The 20,424-nt window shown below is 64.9% G+C and carries 20 protein-coding genes; 12 read left to right on the top strand and 8 right to left on the bottom strand.

Annotation, left to right across the window (positions count from 1 at the left end; genetic code table 11):
* Positions 1–152 precede the first annotated feature (152 nt).
* Both BG83_RS0114330 and kdpE read left to right on the top strand, forming a co-directional pair.
* Positions 153–464 carry a high-potential iron-sulfur protein gene (locus BG83_RS0114330; RefSeq protein ID WP_024977387.1) on the top strand — a complete coding sequence of 104 codons (312 nt, stop codon included), beginning with the start codon at positions 153–155 and terminating at the stop codon, positions 462–464.
* A gap of 70 nt (positions 465–534) precedes the next feature.
* Positions 535–1,239 carry a two-component system response regulator KdpE gene (gene kdpE, locus BG83_RS0114325; RefSeq protein ID WP_024977386.1) on the top strand — a complete coding sequence of 235 codons (705 nt, stop codon included), beginning with the start codon at positions 535–537 and terminating at the stop codon, positions 1,237–1,239.
* A gap of 6 nt (positions 1,240–1,245) precedes the next feature.
* Here the strand turns inward: kdpE and BG83_RS0114320 are convergent, their stop codons facing one another.
* Together BG83_RS0114320 and BG83_RS0114315 are read right to left on the bottom strand one after the other, a co-directional pair.
* Entirely contained in the window at positions 1,246–2,244 is a 999-nt protein-coding gene (locus BG83_RS0114320) for a Bug family tripartite tricarboxylate transporter substrate binding protein (protein ID WP_024977385.1), read from the bottom strand.
* Between the two features lie 144 nt (positions 2,245–2,388).
* On the bottom strand, positions 2,389–3,519 hold the full coding sequence (locus tag BG83_RS0114315; RefSeq protein ID WP_024977384.1) for a porin: 1,131 nt from the start codon (positions 3,517–3,519) through the stop codon (positions 2,389–2,391).
* A 493-nt stretch (positions 3,520–4,012) separates the two neighbouring features.
* Here BG83_RS0114315 and BG83_RS0114310 point away from each other — a divergent pair, with 493 nt between their 5' ends.
* Complete coding sequence (locus BG83_RS0114310) at positions 4,013–4,297, top strand: hypothetical protein (RefSeq protein ID WP_024977383.1); 285 nt, start codon at positions 4,013–4,015, stop codon at positions 4,295–4,297.
* A gap of 135 nt (positions 4,298–4,432) precedes the next feature.
* Here the strand turns inward: BG83_RS0114310 and BG83_RS0114305 are convergent, their stop codons facing one another.
* From BG83_RS0114305 to BG83_RS0114290, 4 genes are all read right to left on the bottom strand, one after another.
* Positions 4,433–6,631 carry a xanthine dehydrogenase family protein molybdopterin-binding subunit gene (locus BG83_RS0114305; protein ID WP_024977382.1) on the bottom strand — a complete coding sequence of 733 codons (2,199 nt, stop codon included), beginning with the start codon at positions 6,629–6,631 and terminating at the stop codon, positions 4,433–4,435.
* Positions 6,628–7,668: an FAD binding domain-containing protein gene (locus tag BG83_RS0114300; RefSeq protein WP_024977381.1), complete on the bottom strand. Its 1,041-nt coding sequence runs from the start codon at positions 7,666–7,668 to the stop codon at positions 6,628–6,630. The genes BG83_RS0114305 and BG83_RS0114300 overlap by 4 nt, the downstream gene beginning before the upstream one ends.
* Positions 7,669–7,677: 9 nt before the next feature.
* Entirely contained in the window at positions 7,678–8,418 is a 741-nt protein-coding gene (locus BG83_RS0114295) for a 2Fe-2S iron-sulfur cluster-binding protein (RefSeq protein WP_024977380.1), read from the bottom strand.
* Positions 8,419–8,581: 163 nt separating this feature from the next.
* Complete coding sequence (locus BG83_RS0114290) at positions 8,582–9,892, bottom strand: M20/M25/M40 family metallo-hydrolase (RefSeq protein ID WP_024977379.1); 1,311 nt, start codon at positions 9,890–9,892, stop codon at positions 8,582–8,584.
* A 183-nt stretch (positions 9,893–10,075) separates the two neighbouring features.
* Here BG83_RS0114290 and BG83_RS0114285 point away from each other — a divergent pair, with 183 nt between their 5' ends.
* The gene (locus BG83_RS0114285) at positions 10,076–10,870 is read left to right on the top strand and encodes a DUF1835 domain-containing protein (protein WP_024977378.1); all 795 of its coding nucleotides are present in this window, start codon (positions 10,076–10,078) and stop codon (positions 10,868–10,870) included.
* Positions 10,871–10,972: 102 nt separating this feature from the next.
* On the opposite strand, the gene kefC is transcribed toward BG83_RS0114285, so the two are convergent.
* Positions 10,973–12,913, bottom strand: a complete 1,941-nt coding sequence (gene kefC / locus BG83_RS0114280; protein WP_024977377.1) for a glutathione-regulated potassium-efflux system protein KefC — start codon at positions 12,911–12,913, stop codon at positions 10,973–10,975.
* Positions 12,914–12,936: 23 nt separating this feature from the next.
* A complete protein-coding gene (locus tag BG83_RS0114275; protein WP_024977376.1) occupies positions 12,937–13,488 on the bottom strand; it encodes an NAD(P)H-dependent oxidoreductase in 552 nt (183 codons plus the stop codon).
* A gap of 399 nt (positions 13,489–13,887) precedes the next feature.
* Between BG83_RS0114275 and BG83_RS0114270 the strand changes: the two genes are divergently transcribed.
* The 8 genes from BG83_RS0114270 (at position 13,888) to BG83_RS0114235 (ending at position 20,414) form a co-directional block, all read left to right on the top strand.
* Positions 13,888–14,583 carry a GNAT family N-acetyltransferase gene (locus tag BG83_RS0114270; protein ID WP_024977375.1) on the top strand — a complete coding sequence of 232 codons (696 nt, stop codon included), beginning with the start codon at positions 13,888–13,890 and terminating at the stop codon, positions 14,581–14,583.
* 257 nt (positions 14,584–14,840) lie between these two features.
* Positions 14,841–16,475 (top strand): methyl-accepting chemotaxis protein, encoded by a 1,635-nt coding sequence (locus BG83_RS0114265; protein ID WP_024977374.1) that lies wholly within the window; start codon positions 14,841–14,843, stop codon positions 16,473–16,475.
* Positions 16,476–16,491: 16 nt separating this feature from the next.
* Entirely contained in the window at positions 16,492–17,139 is a 648-nt protein-coding gene (cysC, locus tag BG83_RS0114260) for an adenylyl-sulfate kinase (protein WP_024977373.1), read from the top strand.
* The gene (locus BG83_RS0114255; protein ID WP_024977372.1) at positions 17,136–18,242 is read left to right on the top strand and encodes a sulfotransferase family protein; all 1,107 of its coding nucleotides are present in this window, start codon (positions 17,136–17,138) and stop codon (positions 18,240–18,242) included. Before cysC ends, BG83_RS0114255 begins: the two co-directional genes overlap by 4 nt.
* Positions 18,243–18,383: 141 nt before the next feature.
* On the top strand, positions 18,384–19,127 hold the full coding sequence (locus BG83_RS0114250; protein WP_024977371.1) for a LysM peptidoglycan-binding domain-containing protein: 744 nt from the start codon (positions 18,384–18,386) through the stop codon (positions 19,125–19,127).
* The gene (locus BG83_RS0114245; protein ID WP_024977370.1) at positions 19,118–19,531 is read left to right on the top strand and encodes a hypothetical protein; all 414 of its coding nucleotides are present in this window, start codon (positions 19,118–19,120) and stop codon (positions 19,529–19,531) included. Before BG83_RS0114250 ends, BG83_RS0114245 begins: the two co-directional genes overlap by 10 nt.
* A 21-nt stretch (positions 19,532–19,552) precedes the next feature.
* Positions 19,553–19,990, top strand: coding sequence for a hypothetical protein (locus BG83_RS0114240; RefSeq protein ID WP_024977369.1), 438 nt, complete (start codon positions 19,553–19,555; stop codon positions 19,988–19,990).
* Between the two features lie 37 nt (positions 19,991–20,027).
* A complete protein-coding gene (locus tag BG83_RS0114235) occupies positions 20,028–20,414 on the top strand; it encodes an SgcJ/EcaC family oxidoreductase (protein ID WP_024977368.1) in 387 nt (128 codons plus the stop codon).
* Positions 20,415–20,424 lie beyond the last annotated feature (10 nt).

Below are 20,424 nucleotides of genomic sequence, written 5' to 3'. Positions count from 1 at the left end.
CCATACGCAGATGCTGCCGGCCGATTGCTGTGCCAGAATGCACGAGCGGGTAAACGGCGCGCCGACGCCGTCCGCTGTCCCCTAGGGCGAGCCTGAGCATTGCGCGGGCGGCACGGGACGCCACACAACACACTCCCACAAAAGGAATCAGCATGTCCAATCGTCGTCAATTCCTGAAGAGCATTCCCATCGTGGCCGCCGCAGGCGCCGTCATGTCGATGTCGGACCTGGCACTGGCTGCACCGATGGTGGCGGAAACCGACCCGCAAGCCAAGGCGCTGGGCTACGTGGCTGACAGCGCCAAGGCCGATAAGGCCAAGTTCCCGAAGCACACGCCGGATCAGCATTGCGGCAACTGCGCCCTGTACCAGGGCGGTACGGCTGCGCAAGGCGGTTGCCCGCTGTTCGCCGGCAAGGACGTCGCCAACAAGGGCTGGTGCAGCGCCTGGGCAAAGAAGGCTTGAGCGAAGCGGTATCGCGCGCAAGCAAAACGGACCCTTCGGGGTCCGTTTTTTTATGGTCGCGCCCTCTACAATGCGTGCCATGCCGTTCACATTCACACCCACCGTCCTCGTCATCGACGACGAACCGCACATCCGACGCTTCGTCCGCGCCGCTTTGGAGGAGGAAGGCTGCGAAGTCCATGAAGCCGATCGCGTCGAGCGCGGCTTGATCGAAGCCGGCACGCGTCAGCCGGATGCGGTGATCCTCGATCTCGGCCTGCCCGATGGCGATGGCATGCAGTTGATCCGCGAGTTGCGCACCTGGACGGAAGTGCCGGTGCTCGTGCTGTCGGCCCGCGTGGATGAGCGCGACAAGATCGACGCGCTCGATGCCGGCGCAGATGATTACCTGACGAAACCCTTCGGCGTGGGCGAGCTGGTTGCGCGCCTGCGCGTGCTGTTACGGCGGCACGCCAAGCGCGGCGAAGACGGGGGCAGCATCATCCGCTTCGGCGAGGTCGAAGTCGACCTGGCGCGCCGCCTCGTCAGCCGCAATGGCCAAGCCGTGCATCTCACACCGATCGAATACCGGCTGCTGGCGGTGCTGCTTGGCCGCCGCGGCACCGTGATGACGCACCGCGAACTGCTGCGCGAAGTCTGGGGCCCCGCGCATTCCGACAGCAGCCACTATCTGCGCATCTACATGGGCCACCTGCGCCACAAGCTCGAGCGCGATCCGGCGCGGCCCGAGCACCTGCTGACCGAAGTCGGCGTCGGGTACCGCTTCACGGCGTAAGCCGGTTCACTGCTCCTTGATGCCTGCGGCGCGGACGATGCGGCCGTTGCTGTCGTACTCCGCACGAATGGCCGCGGCAAACTGTTCGGCCGTGCCGCCGGCCGGCACCACGGCGGCCTGCGTGAGGCGCTCGCGCAGATCGGGCGCAGCCAGCGCCTTGTTAATCTCGGCATTCAGTCGGGCAATGACGGGCGCAGGCGTCTTGGCCGGCGCGAACACACCGAAGGTCGACGCCATGTTCGCCTTGGCGTAACCCAGTTCGGTGAAGGTCGGCACGTTCGGCAGCGTATCGAGCCGGTGCGGCGCACCCACCGCGAGCGGGCGCAGCTTGCCGCTCGTGATGTGTTGCATCAGGGTCGGGCCGACATTGGTCGACATGACTTCCACCTGGCCGCCCAGCGCATCCGTCAATTGCTGGCCACCACCTTTGTACGGGATGAGGGTGATATCCACGTGCGCCTGCGACTTGATCTGCTCCAGCGCGAGATGCCCCACCGTACCCAGGCCCGATGTCGACCAGCGGATCGAACCCGGCTTGGTGCGCGACTGGCTCAGCATGTCGGCAAAGCTCTTTCCCGTGAACGACGGCGTGCCCAGCAGGATCATCGGGGCGTACATGACATTGGCCACGGGCGCGATGTCTTTCTGCGGGTCATACGGAAGCTTGCTGAAATGCGGGTTGAGCGTGAGCGGGCTGACCGACGAAAAGCCCAGCGTGTAACCATCGGGCGGCGCCTTGGCCACCGCGTCCATGCCGATGCTGCCGCCGGCCCCTGCGCGGTTCTCGACCACCACGGGCTGGCCAAGTTGCGCCGACAGCTTTTCGCCCAGCGCACGCGCCACGTTGTCGGAAATGCCACCGGTCGGGTACGCGACGATGATGCGGATCGGCTTGGCCGGATAGTCCTGCGCCTGTGCAGGCACAGCGGAAAGCAGCGGCAGGCCGGCGCACAGCAGCACGGCAGAGGCAATCAGACGACGGCGGGCAGTACGTGCGGAAGTCATGGCGCAATGTCAGATGAACGAAACAGGAAGCAACATTGTAGGCGGATGCCCAGGCAACCTCGCCCGACGACGCACAAAAACAGCCGGTAAAAGAAAAGGCGCCCGAAGGCGCCTTTTCCGTTCCCAATCGAGTGACTGCGTCGATTAGAAGATGTGGCGAATACCCACGCCAACGCTGGTCTGGTTCGACTTGCCAGTGCCGGTTGCGTTGCCGCCACCCGACAGTTCCGGCAGAGCTGCGTCCTTGACCTTGTTGTAGTCGACCGTGCCATACACTTGCGTGCGCTTGGACAGAGCGTACTCAGCCAGCAGCACACCGGTGTAACGCTTGCCGTCGTTGCCGGCGGTCAGAGCAGCGTTCTTGATGCTGTCGTAGTAGAACGCGCCCGTCAGAGCCAGGGCCGGGGTGATGTTGTACGTCACGCCCAGGATGCCGACGTGGTCACGACGCTTCGTGGCGCCCGGGGTCAGGCCAGCGCCCGAGGTGGCGTTGCCGTAGATGTTCAGGCCGAAAGCGCTGCCGCCGACGCAGTTTGCCGAGCTGTTCACGCAACCCGTGGCGTCGCTGCTGTCGATGTAGCCAGCGAACAGCTTGGCTGCAGCGATGGTGTAGTTACCACCGATACCCCACACGGTTTGCTTGTTGCCAGCAACGTCCTTGTGCTGTTGTGCGAAGGCGCCGATGTAGGCCGGGCCGAATTCATAGGCCACCGTGCCGCCAACGTACGAGTTCTGGCTTGCAGCGCCAGCCACTTCGCCAAAGCCGTAGGCCAGGCCGACCGACAGGCCGTTCCACTTGCCTTCGTACTTCAGCATGTTGGATTCACGCAGACCGGTCAGGCCGTAGTACATCCACGAGTTGCCGTCGTAGTTACCCACGCCCAGCGGGTCGAAGTTGCCGCCGGTCGTGAAGCCGAAGTTGTATTGACGGCCCAGCGTGATGGTGCCCAGGTCCTTGTTGGACAGGCCCACGAACGATTGACGGTTGAACAGCGTACCCGAGCTGCTCATGCGGCCCGAATCCGAGTTGAAGCCGCTTTCCAGCACGAACAGTGCCTTGTTGCCGCCGCCCAGGTCTTCCGAGCCCTTCAGGCCCCAGCGGCTGTTCGACACAGCACCGCTTTCCATCTGGGTCACGCTGTTGCCAGCTTGGTTGGCGTTGTTGATGTAGTGAATGCTGGTATCGACAATACCGTACAGCGTCACGCTCGATTGGGCGTAGGCAGAACCTGCGAACAGGGCGCCAACTGCAACCAGAATGGCAGACTTTTTCATGTGGGCTCGTAATAAAAGAGTTGTCTCAAACCGCCCGACCCCGTGTGCATGAGGTTGGGCTCCTCCGTTTCCTTAACTTCCGTGTCGGAAGTGCCGCGCAAATTTAACAAAAGCCCATATGCGCGGCAAAGTAATTCACGGAATCGTTCTACCAAGTGTGGTACGCGCGCATCGCTCTTAATGCGCCGCACCAAATCGGCCTACGACAAGGCTTGCCAGCGCGTCGCGCCCTGCTGTGGTGCACCAAGGCGGACCGCCGACTTTGGACCGCTCTCTTGATTAGACAAAAAGGTTGGGCGGATTGCCGGGGCGTTACGTCATTGGCGCGTTTTTCAGCGCCATTCACGCTGACTTGCATCATTTCGGCGCCGACAACAAACCGTTCGTCGCACCACCGTGGATACGGCATGCCCCCTGACCTAGGCTGTACACCGTGGCAGGACATCAAATGACCACGAACAACACCGAAAATCAGTTGAAGAAGGAGTTCGCCATGCGACTCAAGCAAATGGGGTTGGCCGCCATGTTGGCGGTCGGAGCCCTCGCGGCGGGCAGCGCTTGGGCGCAGGCCAGCCGCGTGGAAGTGTTCGGCCAGAATGCACGGGCCGAACGGTTTGACGTCTATAGCGACGGTGCCCGCACCGGACGCTTCGACACGTATACAGAAGGCGCACGCAGCGGCCGCTTCGATCCGTATTCGGACGGCATGCGCAGCGACCCGGCCGGCCGCTCCCGCGACGGCGGCGGTACGGTCTACGGGTACCCGGTTCCGAATTGATGCGCTGAACGGCATTCACTGCATTCGTCACGCATTGATCAATTACGGGCCGGTCTCCAGGCATCCTCCGTTTTCCGCCTCTTGGCCCACTCTGGCCCCGCTGGTGATGCGCCAGCGGGGCTTTTTCATGCACGCTCAGATGAGCTTGTCGAGCGTGATCGGCAATTCGCGCACGCGCCGGCCGGTGGCGTGATAAACGGCGTTGGCAATGGCTGCCGGCACGCCGGTAATGCCGATCTCGCCAATGCCCTTGGCACCCAGCGGGTTGATGTGCGGGTCCGCCTCGTCGAGCACGAGGATGTCGATGTCGGGCACATCGGCATTGACGGGCACGTGGTACTCCGCCAGGTTGTTGTTGACGATGCGGCCGTAGCGCGTATCGAACAGGCTCTCTTCGAACAGCGCCATGCCCATGCCCCACACGATGCCGCCCATGAGCTGGCTGCGTCCCGTCTTGGCGTTGAGCAGCCGCCCCACGCCGTAGCTCGCCACGATGCGCGAGACGCGGATCACGCCCAGGTCCGCATCGACATGCACCTCGGCAAACACCGCGCCGAACGAGTGCATTGAGTACTTCTGCTTCTCCTCGCCCGGCTGCACCTTGGCGGTCACCTCGATGGGACGGCCGTGGCGCGCGACCACGGCGGCCACGGGCTCACGCGCACCGCTGCGAGCCATCAAGAAGCCGTCGGCCACGGTCATCTCGCTTGCGGCCAGCCCATGCAGCGGCGAACTGGCATCGGCAATGGCCGCGGCAATCAAGGCGTCGCGGGCCTGCGCGCCGGCGGCCTGCACGGCGGGCGATACGCTGGCCACACTCTGCGAGCCGCCCGACACCGGCGCCTCGGGCATGCGCGTATCGCCCAGGCTGAAATGCACGCGGTCGACGGGCATGCCCATGGCATCGGCGGCCACCTGCGTCATCACCGTGTAGGTGCCCGTGCCCAGATCCTGCGAGCCCGATTCGACCTGCGCCGTGCCGTCCGGCAGGTAGCGCGCGGTGGCACCCGCCGCGCTGCGGTTGGCGGGGTACGTGGCCGTGGCCATGCCCCAGCCGATGCGTGTATTGCCTTCGCGCATGCTGCCGGGCTGCGGGTTGCGGCGTGCCCAGCCGAAGCGTTCGGCGCCGGCACGGTAGCACGCCGCCAGCGATTTGCTCGACCACGGGATGCGTTTCTCGGGGTCTTGCGCGGCGTCGTTGCGCAAACGCAGTTCTACGGGGTCCATCCCTAGCGTGTACGCCATCTCATCCAGCGCCACTTCCAGTGCGAACGTGCCGGTGGCTTCGCCAGGTGCGCGCATGAACGTCGGCGTGCCGATGTTGAGCCGCGCGAGCCGATGCGTGGTCCGCTGGTTGGGCGTGTCGTAAAGCATGCGGGTGACGATGGCGCACGGCTCGGTCCAGTCTTCGATCATCGACGTGGTGGTCAGCGAATCATGCGAGATGGCAGTGAAGCGGCCATCGCTGGCGGCGCCCACGGCGATGCGCTGCTCGGTGCGCGGGCGCCCGCCGACCGGGCCGAACATCTGCGGGCGTTCCAGCACTAGCTTGACGGGCCGCCCCGCCTGGCGCGCGGCCATCGCCGCCAACACCACGTGCGACCACACCGAGCCCTTGCAGCCGAATCCGCCACCCACGAACGGGCACATCACGCGCAGCTTGTCGGGCGACAAGCCGAGCGTCTTGGCGACGGTGCGGCGCACGCCCGAGACGTATTGCGTGCTGTCGTACAGCGTGAGCGAATCGCCCTCCCACACGGCGATGGTGGCGTGCGGCTCCATGGGGTTGTGCGCTTCCATGGGCGTCCCGTAGACGGCCTCGATGCGCCGCGCCGCCTGCGCCATGCCGGCAGCGATGTCGCCGCGCGTGGTGTCGGCCGATTGCGTCTGCACCTTGCCGGGCGAGTGCGCATCGGCGCGGGCGGTTTCGAAATCGAGCCGCGCTGGCTGCTGGGCAACCTCCACGCGCACCATGCGGGCTGCGGCCTGGGCGTGTTCCAGCGTGTCGCCCACCACCAGCGCAACGGGCTGGCCGTTGTAATGCACCTGATCGTCCTGCAGCAAAGAAAGCGCGCGTCCAGCCGGTGGTTCCAGCGCGGGCTTGCCGCCGTTGGGCAGGCGAGGTGCGTTCTCGTGCGTCATCACCAGCAGCACGCCGGGCATGGCCTGCGCGACGTGGGTATCGACCCGCGTGATGCGCCCGGCCGGCACCGTGCTCTGCACCAGCACCGCATGCACCAGACGCGGCACCTGAAACTCTGCGGAGTAGCGCGCCTGGCCCGTGACTTTGAGCAGACCGTCCGTGCGGTCCAGCGGTTTGCCGACGTTGCTCATGCCACACCTCCGGTCGGCTTGGTCGGATTGGTCGCATTGGTCGGCTTGGTCGCATTGGCAGCCACGGCCAGCGCGCGTGCTACCGCCCGCTGTGCGAGCGGCACCTTGAAGCCGTTGTCACGCAGCGGCTGCGCACCCTGCATGGCCAGTGCACCGGCCTGGGCAAACAACTGCGCGTCCAGCACCTGCCCCGCCAGCATCTGCTCCGCCGCATGCGCGCGCCACGGCTTGTGCGCCACGCCGCCAAGCGCAATGCGCGCCTCCCGAATCGTCCGCCCATCCGTCTGCAGCGCCAGCGCCGCAGCCGCCGACACCAGCGCAAACGCATAGCTCGCGCGGTCGCGCACCTTCAGGTAGTGCACCTGCGTGCCGAACACCGGCGGCGGCAAGTCGATAGCGACGATCAGCTCGCCGGGTCCGAGTGTCGTGTCGATTTCGGGGTGCGCTTCCGGCAGCCGATGGAACGCTTCGATGGGAATACGCCGCTCACCGTGCGCGCCATGCACCACCACCGTGGCATCCAGGGCGGCCAGCGCGACAGCCATGTCGGACGGATGCGTCGCCACGCACGCCTCGCTTGCACCGAGGATGGCATGCATACGGTTGAAGCCCTCACGCGCGGCACAGCCGGAGCCGGGCTGCCGCTTATTGCACGCCGGGTACGCTGTGTCGTAGAAGTAATGGCAGCGTGTGCGCTGCATCAGGTTGCCGCCGTTGGTGGCCATGTTGCGGAGCTGCCCGGACGCGCCCGACACGATCGCCTCGCTCAGGAGCGGATACCGCGAGCGCACCAGCGGATGCGCCGCCGTATCAGCATTGCGCGCCATCGCACCCACGCGCAGGCCACCGTCGGGCAATGCGCGAATCTGCGCCAGCGGCAGGCGGCTCACGTCCACCAGCCGCTGGGGCTGCTCGACGCCGCCCTTCATCAGGTCCAGCAGGTTCGTCCCGCCGCCGATATAGCGGGCGCCCGGCTCATGGCCCAGGCGCACGGCAGCTTCGACGGAAGACGCACGGTCATAGGCAAGCGATTGCATGGCGGCTCCTCAGGCAGCGTTGCCAGACTTGGCAGCCACCACGCGAATCGCCGCCACGATGTTGGGGTACGCGCCGCAGCGGCAGAGGTTGCCGCTCATGCGCTCGCGTATTTCATCTTCAGTCAGCGAAACGGGGCCGTCATTGCCCATTGCCGCGGGCGACGTGACCGTGCTGGGCATACCGCGGCGCGCCTCTTCTAGCACGGCCACCGCCGAGCAGATCTGCCCCGGCGTGCAATATCCGCACTGAAACGCGTCGTGCTCAAGAAACGCGGCCTGCACCGGATGCAGCGCCGCGCGGTCGACCACGCCGTCTTGCGCGTGCGCCAATCCTTCGACGGTGGTGATGGTCTCGCCCTCGTGCATGATCGCCAGCGTCAGGCAGCTGTTGATGCGTCGGCCGTTCATGAGGACGGTGCACGCGCCGCACTGGCCGCGGTCGCAGCCTTTCTTGGTGCCGGTCAGGCCCAGCACTTCGCGCAGCGCATCGAGCAACGTGACGCGCGGCTCCAGCGACAACGCATACGGCTTGCCGTTGATATTGAGCGATACCGGCCGCGCCGGCGCCAACGCAGCGGGACGTGCCGGGGCCGGCGCAGAAGTGCGCGCGCCGGCCGACTCGTGCGGCAACGCAAACGCCGAGGCCGCGGCTGCTGCGCCCTGCAGGAAGCCGCGCCGGCTCGGGCGCGCAGGCGGCCCATCCGGGTCGTTGGCGGGGTCATTCGATGCTGCTAAGGGATGTTCGGACATGGCGCGCGCTCCACCGGCCGGGGCGGCCGTAGCTGGGGACATGCGTCAGGGGAAAGCAAGCGGAATACCCGGCACCCGGGCGTTGGGAAACCACCGAACAGTGGCTTCGCGAGGGGGAATTGCTGCGGCGCGTGTAAGGCTTACGCGCCGCGTTGCAGTGCGGTTACCTGGCCGGGCCGACGCGATCGCGCGACACATCCATGACCATGCGCGTCAACAGGTACAGGCGCGGCACGATGGAGTTCAGGTCGACATATTCGGCGTCATTCGAGTGCGCGCCAAAGCTCGCCAGACCGAAGCGCTCGATCACGGGCGCCTTGGTTTTCGAGGCGGCAAACGCGGCATCGGTGCCTCCGCCTTCGGCCTTGTCGTCAATCTCCAGCGTCTTGCCGAGTTCGCCATAGATCTTCTGGGCGTGCTCGGCCAGCGCGCGCGACGCCGGCGTGGCTTCCAGCGGCGGGCGGCGGCGCTCGAACCGGGCCGAGACCAGGGTATCCGGAATCAGCTTGTTCTTGATGCGCTCGTTGACCACCTCTTCCAGCTTGTCGGCATCAGCCGCCCGCAGCAAGCGCACGTCGGCCTGGGCGCTGGCCACGGCGGGGATCACGTTGCGGTTGGTGCCCGCCTGCGCCACCGTCCAATTCACCTTCAGGCCGGTATCAGGCTTGGACAGATCGCGCATCTGCAGGATCTGGTGCGACAGCTCGTACAGCGCGTTGCGGCCCTGTTCCGGCGCGCCGCCCGCGTGTGAAGCCTTGCCCTTCACATCCAGCAGGATCGCGCCGATGCCGCTGGTGGCCAGCGACAGCTTGTCGGAGGTCACGCGCGTGCCTTCACACGAGAACACGGCGTCCTGCTCGGCACCCAGCTTGGCCTGCATGGCCCGCGCGCCCGGCGAGCTGATCTCCTCATCGCCGTTGATCAGCACCGTGAGCGTGCCGTACTGCTTGAAGTTGACGGCCTGCAGGATCGATACCGTGTGCAGGATGACCGCCACGCCGTTCTTGTCGTCGGCAATGCCCAGGCCGTAGGCGCGCTCACCGTCGATGCGGAATGGCTGGTGCGCAAGCATGCCCTTCAAGTACACGGTATCCATGTGCGCGATCAGCATGATGTTGCGCTTGCCCTCGCCCTTGAAGCGCGCAAGCACCATCTTGCCGATCTTCTCGGGCGTGTCGGCCATGCGGTAGGCATGGTCGCTGGGGTCGATGAGCTTTACGTCGCCGCCCATGCCGCGCAGGCGCTCGGCGATCACGCCGGCAATCTTGTCCAGGCCTTCGATGTCCTTGCTGCCCGATTCGATCGAGACCAATGTCTTCATGGTGTCGATCAGCGCCGGTTTTTCCTGCTGGGCACGCTTGTAGATTTCAGCCGGCGGCACGGCGGCGGCCTGGCCGGCAGCCAGCGCACCCACCATTGCGATGACGGCGAGCACTGCAGGGCGCACGCCCTTGGGCAGCAACGGGGCTCTCATGAATGTTTCCTCACCTGTTCTTAGTTATGGTCTGCAACAAAACGGCGATTTTCGCACGCCCGCCTGAGCGTTGCCCGAGGGCTATCCCCCCTTTGGGTAGGCGCATGACACCGCGCAAAGGAATACTGATAGAGATGCGTAAAACGAAAGCGCCGGGCTGACACTCTCGCTACAATTGCTGCCATGCAATACATCCATGTCGTCAACGGCGATGTTGCCGGCGCCACGCTCAAGCAGGCGCTCGCACAGGCTGGCCGCCCCGATTCCGTAGTCGTACTGCGCGACGATCTCGCCGTCGGGCCGCTGGTCGACGTCGACAGCGTCGCCATGGCGCGCTCCGGCTTCTGGCAGCGCGTGGCGCCCAACAGCAATATCGACTTCGCCGCCGAGATGCGCGATGCACTTGCGTCGCTCGCCGATCTGCGCGATGCCACCACGGAAGTCGCCATCTGGCACGGCCAAAGCGCGTCGGACCAGCTCATGCTGCGCCGCGTGGCGTTTCACCTGCACCAAGCGCCCCAGCGCATCAATGAAGTCGGCATGGATGTGCGCGAACTTGAGGCGCCCAACGGTCAAGGCCCGCTGACGACCATCGGCATGTATTCGGGCGCCCGGCTGGCGCGGCGGTTTTCGACCATCGCGCCGGTATCAGTGCTGCGCATCGGCCGCCTGGCCTACGAATGGCAGCAGACCGTGCGCGAAAACGCCGATACGCGGCTGTGGAAAGGCAACACGCTGGTGCCGGTGTCGTACGGCACGGTGGATGAAGTGATCCTGGAGCACGTTCCCACCGACTGGGCCAGCGCCCGCGACGTGGTCGGCAGCATCATGGGCGCCATCGACGGGCTGCTCGCCAGCGACTGGTTCGTCTTCTGGCGCTGCCGCGAACTGGTCGGCAACGGTCAGTTGCTGCTACGCGGCGAGGCCGATTCGCTCAGCACCTGCGAACTGCGTCGCAATGTGAGCGTGGCCGTGTAAGTGCCACCCGAAACCTGGATCTGCCCCGAGGAGCGCCGAAAGCGCTCCTTTTTTATTTGTTCGCGCTGCTTGCGCATGAATCGCGTCCGTAACCGGCGCGAGTCAGCCGTCTCGGCGGAGACCTGCGCGCGCGGGGCAATCGATCGGGGTTTCGGCGTCACTGCCGTCGACCTCGTTGGCCAGATCGCTATCAGGCTGCGTGCTTTCCACGTCGCTATGGACGTCGCCCTCGCCCCATGGCAGGCCGGATTCGCGCAGGCGCTTGCGCTGGGTGCGGTCGCGCTGGAACATTTCGGCCAGTTCGTCGCGCCCCTGCTGTGCAAGGGACACAAGCTTCTTCTGGTCGCGGTAAACCGGGTAGACCTGCTCCATTGAATTGAGCGTATGGCGGCGGAACGTCTGCGCGATGCGGTGCGCTTCGTACGGCTCCTTGCCCAGCCCTTCCAGCACCCGGCGGCTGAGCATGAGCGAGCCCTCGAACATCTCCCGCTCGATCACTTCCACGCCGCGGTCGCGCAGTTGGTACACGTGCGACACGTTGCGCGCCCGCACGTACAGCTTCAGGTGCGGAAAACGCTCGCGCACACGGTCGACCACCTCCAGGTTGGTCTCCATGTCATCGATGGCGACAACCATCATGCTGGCCTTGTCGGCGCCGGCGGTTTCCAGCAGGTCCATGCGCGTGGCGTCGCCGTAGAAGACCTTGAAGCCGAAGCGGCGCAGCATGTCGATCTGGTCCGGGTCGTGATCGAGCACGGTCGCGCTGTAGCCCTGGCTGTACAGCATGCGGCCGACGATCTGCCCGAAACGGCCGAAGCCCGCGATGATGACCTGGTTGTCCTGTGGGTCGATGGCGTCGGGTGCGCGCTTCTTTCCGTCCATCAGACGCGGTACCAGCACCTTGTCGTGCAGCAGCAGGAGCAATGGCGTCGCGGCCATCGACAGCGCCACCACGAGGTTGAGCGCAGCGGCGGTCTCCGCACCCAGCACGTTGCCGGCCACACCAGGGCCGAACACCACGAATGCAAATTCACCGCCTTGCGAGAGCAGGAAGGCAAACAGCCACGCCTGCCCACGCGCAATGCCAAAGCGGGTGGCAAGCAGGCGCAGCGCGCCAATCTTCACCGCCAGGAACACCGCAACCAGCCCGATCACGGCCAGCGGCTGGCGCATCAGCACGCCAAAATCGATCGACATGCCAACGGCCAGGAAGAACAAGCCGAGCAGCAGCCCCTTGAATGGCTCGATATCGGTTTCGAGCGCGTGACGGTATTCGGAATCGGCCAGCAGCACTCCGGCAATGAAAGCACCCAGCGCCATCGACAAGCCGACGCTGTGCATCAGCAGCGCAATGCCCACCACCAGGAGCAGCGAGAACGAAGTGAACATCTCGCGCATGTTGGTGCGGGCAATGGCGCGCAGCACCGGCCGCAACAGCGTGCGGCCGCCAAAGATCACGGCAGCCACCACGCCCACCGCCTTGGCCGCAGCCACCCAGCTATGGCCGTCGGACGCGTCGCTTGCCTCGGTCGCCAGCAACGGCAGCAGCGCGATCATCGGGATGGCCGCAATGTCCTGGAACAGCAGAATGCCGAAGCTGGCCGTGCCAGCGGGCGTGCGCATGAGGTTGCGCTCGGAGAGCGTGGCCAGCGCAATCGCCGTGGACGACAGCGCCAGCCCCAGCCCCGCCACCACAGCCGCGCGCCACGGGTGGCCCACCGCCATGACCGCCAGCCCGACGGCCAGCGCGCACACCACAATCTGCAGCCCGCCGTAACCGAAGATGCTGCGCCGCAGCGACCACAGCCGCGCCGGCTCCAGCTCCAGGCCAATCACAAACATCATCAGCACGACGCCGAATTCCGAGAAATCCAGAATCGACTGCACATTGGTGATGAGCCGCAAGCCCCACGGCCCCACGATCACCCCGGCCAGCAAATAGCCGAGCACCGAGCCCAGCCCCAGCCGACGCGCCAACGGCACTGCCGCCACGGCCGCGGCCAGGTAGATGACGAAATTGACGAGCAGATCGTGCGATTGCATGGGCAAGGAAGAAGTCGGAAACCTCAGGTGACGGCGTCGGTCGGGAGCCAGGGTTGCAGCGCGGCGCGCACCTCGGCGATATGGGCGTCGATGACGTCGGCAGGCACGTCGTCAGCGTCGTGCAGCACATGCGGCGGCTGCCATTGCATGCCGCACAGCGCGGCGGTCTGCTGCAGCGGCAGCAGGAACATGTCGAACGTGTGGCCGTGGATGCCATCCGGGTTGTAGGAATGGGCACGGCCGCCAGTAGTGGCCAGCACCATCAGATGCTTGCCGCGCAAGGCGGTGCCGTCCGGCCCGTAGGCCCAGCCCATCTCCAGAACCACGTCGATCCACTCCTTGAGCAGCGACGGCGTGGCGTACCACTGCACCGGAAACTGGAAGACGATCAGCTCCGCAGCTTCCACCGCCTCCTGCTCGTGGCGCACGTCGATGTCGAAATCGGGGTAATGGCGATAGAGATCGTGCATGGCCACGCCGGGCAGGCTGGCCAGCGCACGCGCGAGCGGCTTGTTGGCGCGCGAACGGCGCGGCGCAGGATGCGCGTAGATCACAAGAATGCGCGAGGGCGTCATGGAAAATCAGGAGGCTGGGGCGTCTTGATGGCGCATCTTCGCACGGCTATTGTTGAGCGGCGTTACGAGCGGGGATCGCGCTTCGAGTGGTGATGTAACGCGCCCAGCACCTGAAAAGCGTGCCCTCCCTCGCTTTTGCGCGGCGCAGCATTTACGTTGTTGTCGCACCACACCGCTGGAAGCCGTGCTCGGATGCGCTAAATCAATGATTTATCGGGAAATCCTGCGGAAAGCCTGACGCCAGACTTACGGGGAAACCCTGATTGCACTACAATAGCATGGTGCGTTGCACAACACTCAGTTGCACCCGATTGAGTGCCCCGGAGGTGCCATCCGCGCCTCCGATTCATCACTTCGCTGCCTTCCACTGAAGCGCGCGATCAGAACAGGAACCGTGTCGTGAACCCGCTCGAACTGAGCAAGGCCATCGGCGTCGTCACCCAGGACGACATCGACAAAACGGAAGCAGCGCAAGGTGCGCCGCGTTCCACCGTGCTGGTGCGCGAGCTTGCTGCCCACCACCGGTCGCGCCTGCTCAAACACCTGCTCGCCCTGGGCGAGGAGGACCGCCTGCTGCGATTCGGCCAGGTGGTGCGGGATCACGTCATCGAGGCGTACGTCGACAGCATCGATTTCGACCACGACAAGGTCTTTGGCGTCTACAACGAGCGCCTTGAGTTGACCGGCGTGGGCCACCTTGCGTACCTGCGCGACAACCCGCAAGGGCGCGTGGCGGAGTTCGGCGTGTCGGTGTCGGAATCGGCGCGCGGCAAGGGCGTAGGCAGCGCGCTGTTCCAACGTGCCGCCATGCACGGCCAGAACACCAAGGTGCGTACGCTGTACATGCACTGCCTGTCGCGCAATGCGGCCATGATGCACATCGCCAAGAAGGCGGGTATGCGTGTGCAGTACGCCTATGGCGAAGCCGATGCCTATCTCGAACTGCCGCCCGCCGACACGATGAGCCTGCTGACGGAAGCCATCGACGAACAAGTGGCCGACCTGGACTACATGCTCAAGCGCAACCTGCGCGATGTGCGCCGGTTCGGACAGCGCTTCTGGCGCTCGCTGGCGCCCCAAAAGCGTACTGTGTAACTGCTTCGCCCAACAAGAAACGCCCGGTTCCCGCCGGGCGTTTTTGTTTTACATGACACTTTTGGATTGCTCGCAATTTAATGTAAGTCATTTCAATAAAATAATATCTGCAAAAAGCGCCATCGATATTCCCGATCTTATTTTGTGATGTCAGTCCGACATGCCATTACGCATATTGAGTAATTTTATTTAAATCACTCAAGCTCCCGCCATACCGCTCGATAGTGCATTCGTTATCGATTATGACGGGGACAAACATGCGCTTCTCGAAAATGAAGGTGGCCACCCAACTGGCGTGGGGTTTTGGCTTGACGATGGGGCTGCTAGTGCTGCTCATGGCATTCAGCCTGCAGCGCATGTCAGATTTTCGGCGGCTGCTGGAAGACACCACGGAAATCAACGCCGTGGAAGCCAAGCTCGCCGCAAAAATGTATTCGAGCGTCACTGAACGGGCATTGGCGTATCGGAATATCGTGCTGCTGGAACAGCATGACGAAATTCAGCTCGAACTGAGCCGTATTGAAAAGCAGGAGGCCCTGTACAGCGAGGCCGACCGCAAGCTCGGCCGCATGTTCGACGCGTTGCCGGACACCACCACCGAAGAAAAAACGCTGCTTGCGCAAATCCGGCAGCAGACTGAATTGGCCGCGCCGTTCGCAACGCGCGTCAAGGCGCTGATTGCCGCCGGCCACAAGGAAGACGCGTACAAGGTGTTGCGCTTCGAATTCCGCCCCGTGCAGCGCGCTTGGTGGGATCTGCTCGGCAAGCTGCAGGCGTTTGAAGAAAAGCTCAACGACGAAAACACCGCCAAGGCCAAGTCGAGCTATATCGACAGCCGCAACTGGCTGCTGGCCCTGAGCGTGCTGGCGCTGTTGGTAAGCCTCACGGCCAGCACCCTCATCACGCGCGGGCTGCTGCGCAAGCTCGGCGGCGAGCCCGGCACGGTGGCCGACATTGCCAGCCAGATCGCCGGCGGCAACCTGGCCGTGGTCATCGACACGCGTCACGACAATCCGGCAAGCCTCATGCACGCCATGAAGCGCATGCGCGACAGCCTCGCCACGATTGCCGAACAGGTGCACACCAGCACCGACACGCTGGCCACGGCATCGGAGCAGATCGCCACCGGCAACTTCGATCTGTCGACCCGCACGCAGGAACAGGCCTCGGCGCTCGAAGAATGCGCCGCGTCAATGGAAGAACTCAACGCCACCGTCAAGCAGAATGCCGAGCACGCGCGGCACGCCAACCAACTCGCCGCCACAGCCGCCGAGGTCGCCACGCAAGGCGGCACGGTGGTGGCGCGCGTGGTGGACACCATGGGCGCGATCAGCGAATCGGCACGCAAGGTGAGCGAGATCATCGGCGTGATCGACAGCATTGCGTTCCAGACCAACATCCTCGCGCTCAATGCGGCCGTGGAAGCAGCGCGCGCCGGCGAGCAGGGGCGCGGCTTTGCAGTGGTCGCCAGCGAGGTGCGCGGGCTGGCGCAGCGCTCTGCCGCGGCAGCCAAGGAGATCAAGCTGCTGATCAGCGATTCGGTCAACCACGTGGATGCGGGCAACACGCTGGTGGAGCAAGCCGGCACCACGATGCAGGATGTCGTGACCAGCATCCACCGCGTGACCGCCATCGTGACCGAAATCATGGGCGCGACCGACGAGCAGGCCAGCGGCATCGACCAGATCCACCGCGCCATCACGCAGATGGACGAAGTCACGCAGCAGAACGCCGCGCTGGTTGAAGAAGCGGCCGCAGCGGCGGAATCGATGCGCGAGCAGTCGAGCCGACTGGTGGGTGTGGTGAGCGTGTTCAAGCTGGCAAACCAGGCGAAAGCCGCAGCCCCCGCAGCGCGCATCGGCTACCACCAACCCGCCCTGTTGCCGGCTTGAGCCGGAGGACGCCGCGATGAAATCTGCCCTGTCTTCCTGCGCCGGCCCCGCTGCACGCAACGTCTACTGGCATGCCGGCTCCGTGGCTGACGAAGCCCGCGCGCATCAGTTCGGCCATGCGCCGCTCACGTTATGGCTCACAGGCTTGAGCGGCGCGGGCAAGTCCACCCTCGCCTATGCGCTGGAAAAGCGCTTGTACGAAACATGCCAGCGCTGCGCCGTGCTCGACGGCGACAACCTGCGTCACCACCTGAACCACGATCTCGGCTTTACCGAAGCCGACCGCACGGAGAACCTGCGCCGCGCCGCCGAGGTGGCGCGCCTCATGAACGACGTCGGCCTGATCGTCGTGACGGCGTTCATCTCGCCGCTGCGCTCCGATCGCGAGATGGCGCGCGAGATCATCGGCGCAGACCGGTTTGTGGAAGTGCACGTCTGCACCGCGCTTGATGTGTGCGAGGCGCGCGACCCGAAGGGGCTGTACGCCCGGGCGCGCGGCGGGCAGATCCCCCAGTTCACCGGCGTGTCGTCGCCGTATGAGGCACCGGAGGCGCCGTCGCTGCAGCTCGATACCGGCGCCATGCCGCTGCTGGCGGCCACAGCCGCGCTGCACGCGCACTTGTCCGCCTGGCTGGACACCCGTCAACCGGAGACCGTTCGATGACCGCCCTTCCCCGTCCCGTCCTGATGATTCCGCTGCGCCGCTGCGGCAGCCATGCGCTGCGCCTGCGCCTGAACTTCAACCCGGCGTTCTACGCGCCGTATCCGCTGCACATCGTCGACTTCATGCCGCTGGTACCGCTGTACGGCAACCTGCAGGACGATCGCGCCTACTTCCGCCTCGTGACCGACGTGATCGGCCTGCAGGCGGCGAGCATGGTGAAATGGCCCGGCATGGTGTTTGATCCGGTGGAGGTATTCGAAGCCCTGCGCGACCAACCGCGCAGCGTGCATCGCGTGGTGTGGGAACTGCTGCTGCGGGCGGGCGCACAGCACGGCGCCCGCGTCGTCATGGACAAATCGCTCGACAGCGTTCACTACGCCGCCGAACTGATGACGCTCTTCCCGGACATGCGTTTCCTGAACGTGGTGCGAGACCCGCGCGCGCAGGTCGCGTCAATGAACCGCGCGATCATCCACGACTTCGACACCCTGCTGAACACGCAGACCTGGGTGGCCGCGCACCGCGCCGCCAACGCACTCATCGCCCAGTATCCGGAGCGCACGTGCACCATCCGCTATGAAGATTTCCTGGTCGATCAGGAAAGCACGTTGCGCCGCATATGCAGTTTCCTGGAGATCGACTTCCTGCCACAGATGCTGGATGTCTCGCGCTCGGCCGAAGCGCGGCAGATTTCGCGGTTGTCGGCGCTGTGGACGTCCAACTGCTTTGCGCCCATCACCGCCAATATCGACAAATTCCACCAGCAGTTGTCGATGGACGAAATCACGATCATCGAAACCCTGGCGCGCGACGACATGACCCGCTACGGCTATGCCCCGTTGACCGCCGCCAACGCCCACATCGAAACACGCGAACTGGAAGCGGCACGCATGCGCTCCGAAGCCGACCGCCAGACGGCGTGGCGCGCTCTGGAAGCCGACAACTACCGCGATTTCGTCTTGCGCCGCCACCGCGCTGATTTTCTGAGCAGCGTGCGCGAGCGGCTCATGCTCCAAGCGATGACGGCGGCGGCCGTCAAACCCACGGTACCGCATCGGCTGGAGGTGCTGACCGACCCGGCTGCGTTTGAAGTCGCGGACTAACCGACGCGCCCGCTTGGGTGCCGATGCGTTGCCGCGGACGGCCGCCAGCCACCGGCAAGGTACATAAACAGCCGTTAACACGCGGCTGGCGAGCGCTGGCTACCATGCCCCTCCACAGGTCACGCAACCACGGAGGGGCGCATGGTCACCAAGGCCCAGGTCAAACCGAAAACCGATTTCGAGCGCTGGCAGGATTACATCAACACCTCCACCCAGCACCCCGACCGCTGGAACGGCTACGACTGCGATATCCAGTCTGCCGTGGGGGAATACAACCGTTATCTGATGGGCAACGCCGGTTATCTGCCGCTGGACTGGCAGATCGTCAAAGCGATGGTGTGGGTCGAGACCGGAGCGGATTCGGAAGCGTGGCAGACCAAGCCGATGCAGATCGGCAACTTGGGGGACCCCGGTTTGAATACCTTGCTACGCGGCGAAGAGGGCAGCGACCTGATCGTCCCTCCGGCCATCCGCACCCGGCTGAATGCGGGCCTGGCCCGAACGGTGCCAGCGTGGAACATTCGCGCCGGTATCGGCTACCTGCTCACGCGCATGGCAAAGTTCGACGTCAGGAGCGTGCGCGACACCGACGACAAGGTCTATGAGGTCACCGTCAAGGCGGGCGACAGCCTCGACAAGATCGCCCGCGCGCAAGGCTCTACCCTGGCGGAGATGCGCGCGCTCAACCCGAATGCCGCAACACTCAAACCCGGGCAAGTGGTCAAATACCGCAAAGCCGCCATGCGCAAGGTGATTACCGGCTGGCGGCCGGTGACGACGCAAAACATTGCCGTGCTGTACAACCACGGCGACGCCGCGTACATCCGGAAACTCGATTACGTGCTCACGCTCATCCCGAAGAACGGAACCGCCGCATGCAAGTAGGTCGCCTCCTCATCGCCGTGTCGCTGCTGGCCGCGCAATCGGCCATGGCTGCAGACACTTTGACCGGAACCTTCCGCGGCGATGGCCGTGCGTGCTACGGAGCATTGTTCGTCCGGCCGAAGACCATCGAGTGGAATGCCAGCTTCTTCAAGTGCGGCCCAACGCGCTACAAGGTGATCGAGCAGGACCTGTCGGGCGACCACCCGCACGCGGCCTTCAAGATTGACGACCACCGCAAGCGCTGCGGCCTTGCCGTCATCGAGGTCTCGCGCTACAGCGAGTTCTCTTGGAGCGTAAAGGGCTACCAGACCATGGAGGCCTACCAGAAGCGCGAAGAACCCGGCTGGAAGGATTCCGCCGACCCCGCGCGCCAGGTCGCCCTGTGCGGCATGCGCAAGGAATAGCGCACGCACCGCGCCGCCGTCATGCAGCCGCTCCAACGCTTCGCCCTGGAGAAACACAGCGGCCCGTATGAGCAGTGGCCCATGCGCACGCGCGTGATCGTCGACGGCGTACCTCACACCACACTCGCCATCCCTGGCTACGAACTGCTGCGGCAGTATCAGACCGATCTCGGCTTCGTCCTCATCACCAGCTACGACTGCCCGTTTGAAGAGGCGGTCTCCGTCACACTCGTCGCGCCCGACCTCTCACGTGCGATCAGCACCGGCACCATCGGCGCGGCGTACTACACATTCTGGCTGGATGACGTCGAGTGGCTCGACGCGAACCACTTTCGCCTCACCTGCGAAAACGCCGTGGGCGATTGGCTGGTCACACTGCGTGCCCGGCATATCCCGGTGTTATCCCCGGCGGTCTTCATCAAGCGCCGCGTGGCGCCACCGGTCGAACCCGCGGTGTAGAGTCAACAGCTACCGCTTCAACGAGACCCGCACCGCCATGACCGACGACGAACGCGCCATCCGCAACGTAGTGGACACCTGGCTCGCCGCCAGCAGAAGCGGCGATCTGGCCACCGTGCTCAGCCTCATGACCGACGACGCGCTCTTCCTCATGCCCAGCCAGGCGCCCTTTGGCAAGGAGGCTTTCGCCAAGATGTCCGAAGGCATGAAGGACGTGCACGTCGATGGCACGAGCGAGATTCAAGAGGTGCAGGTGTTCGGCGACATCGCGTATCTGCGCAACGCGCTGCACATCGTCGTCACCATGCCGGATGGGAAGGCGGCGCGGCGCTCAGGGCAGACGTTGACGATTCTGCGCAAAGGGGCGGATGGGAAGTGGCGGGTGGTGCGGGATGCGAATTTGGTGGTGGCGGACAATGCCTGATACGGGCGCA

The organism is Ralstonia pickettii, assembly GCF_000607165.1.
GTDB classification, from domain to species: domain Bacteria; phylum Pseudomonadota; class Gammaproteobacteria; order Burkholderiales; family Burkholderiaceae; genus Ralstonia; species Ralstonia holmesii.
Note: the sequence above shows the minus strand (reverse complement) of the source record. Positions and strands in the feature narration are given on the sequence as shown.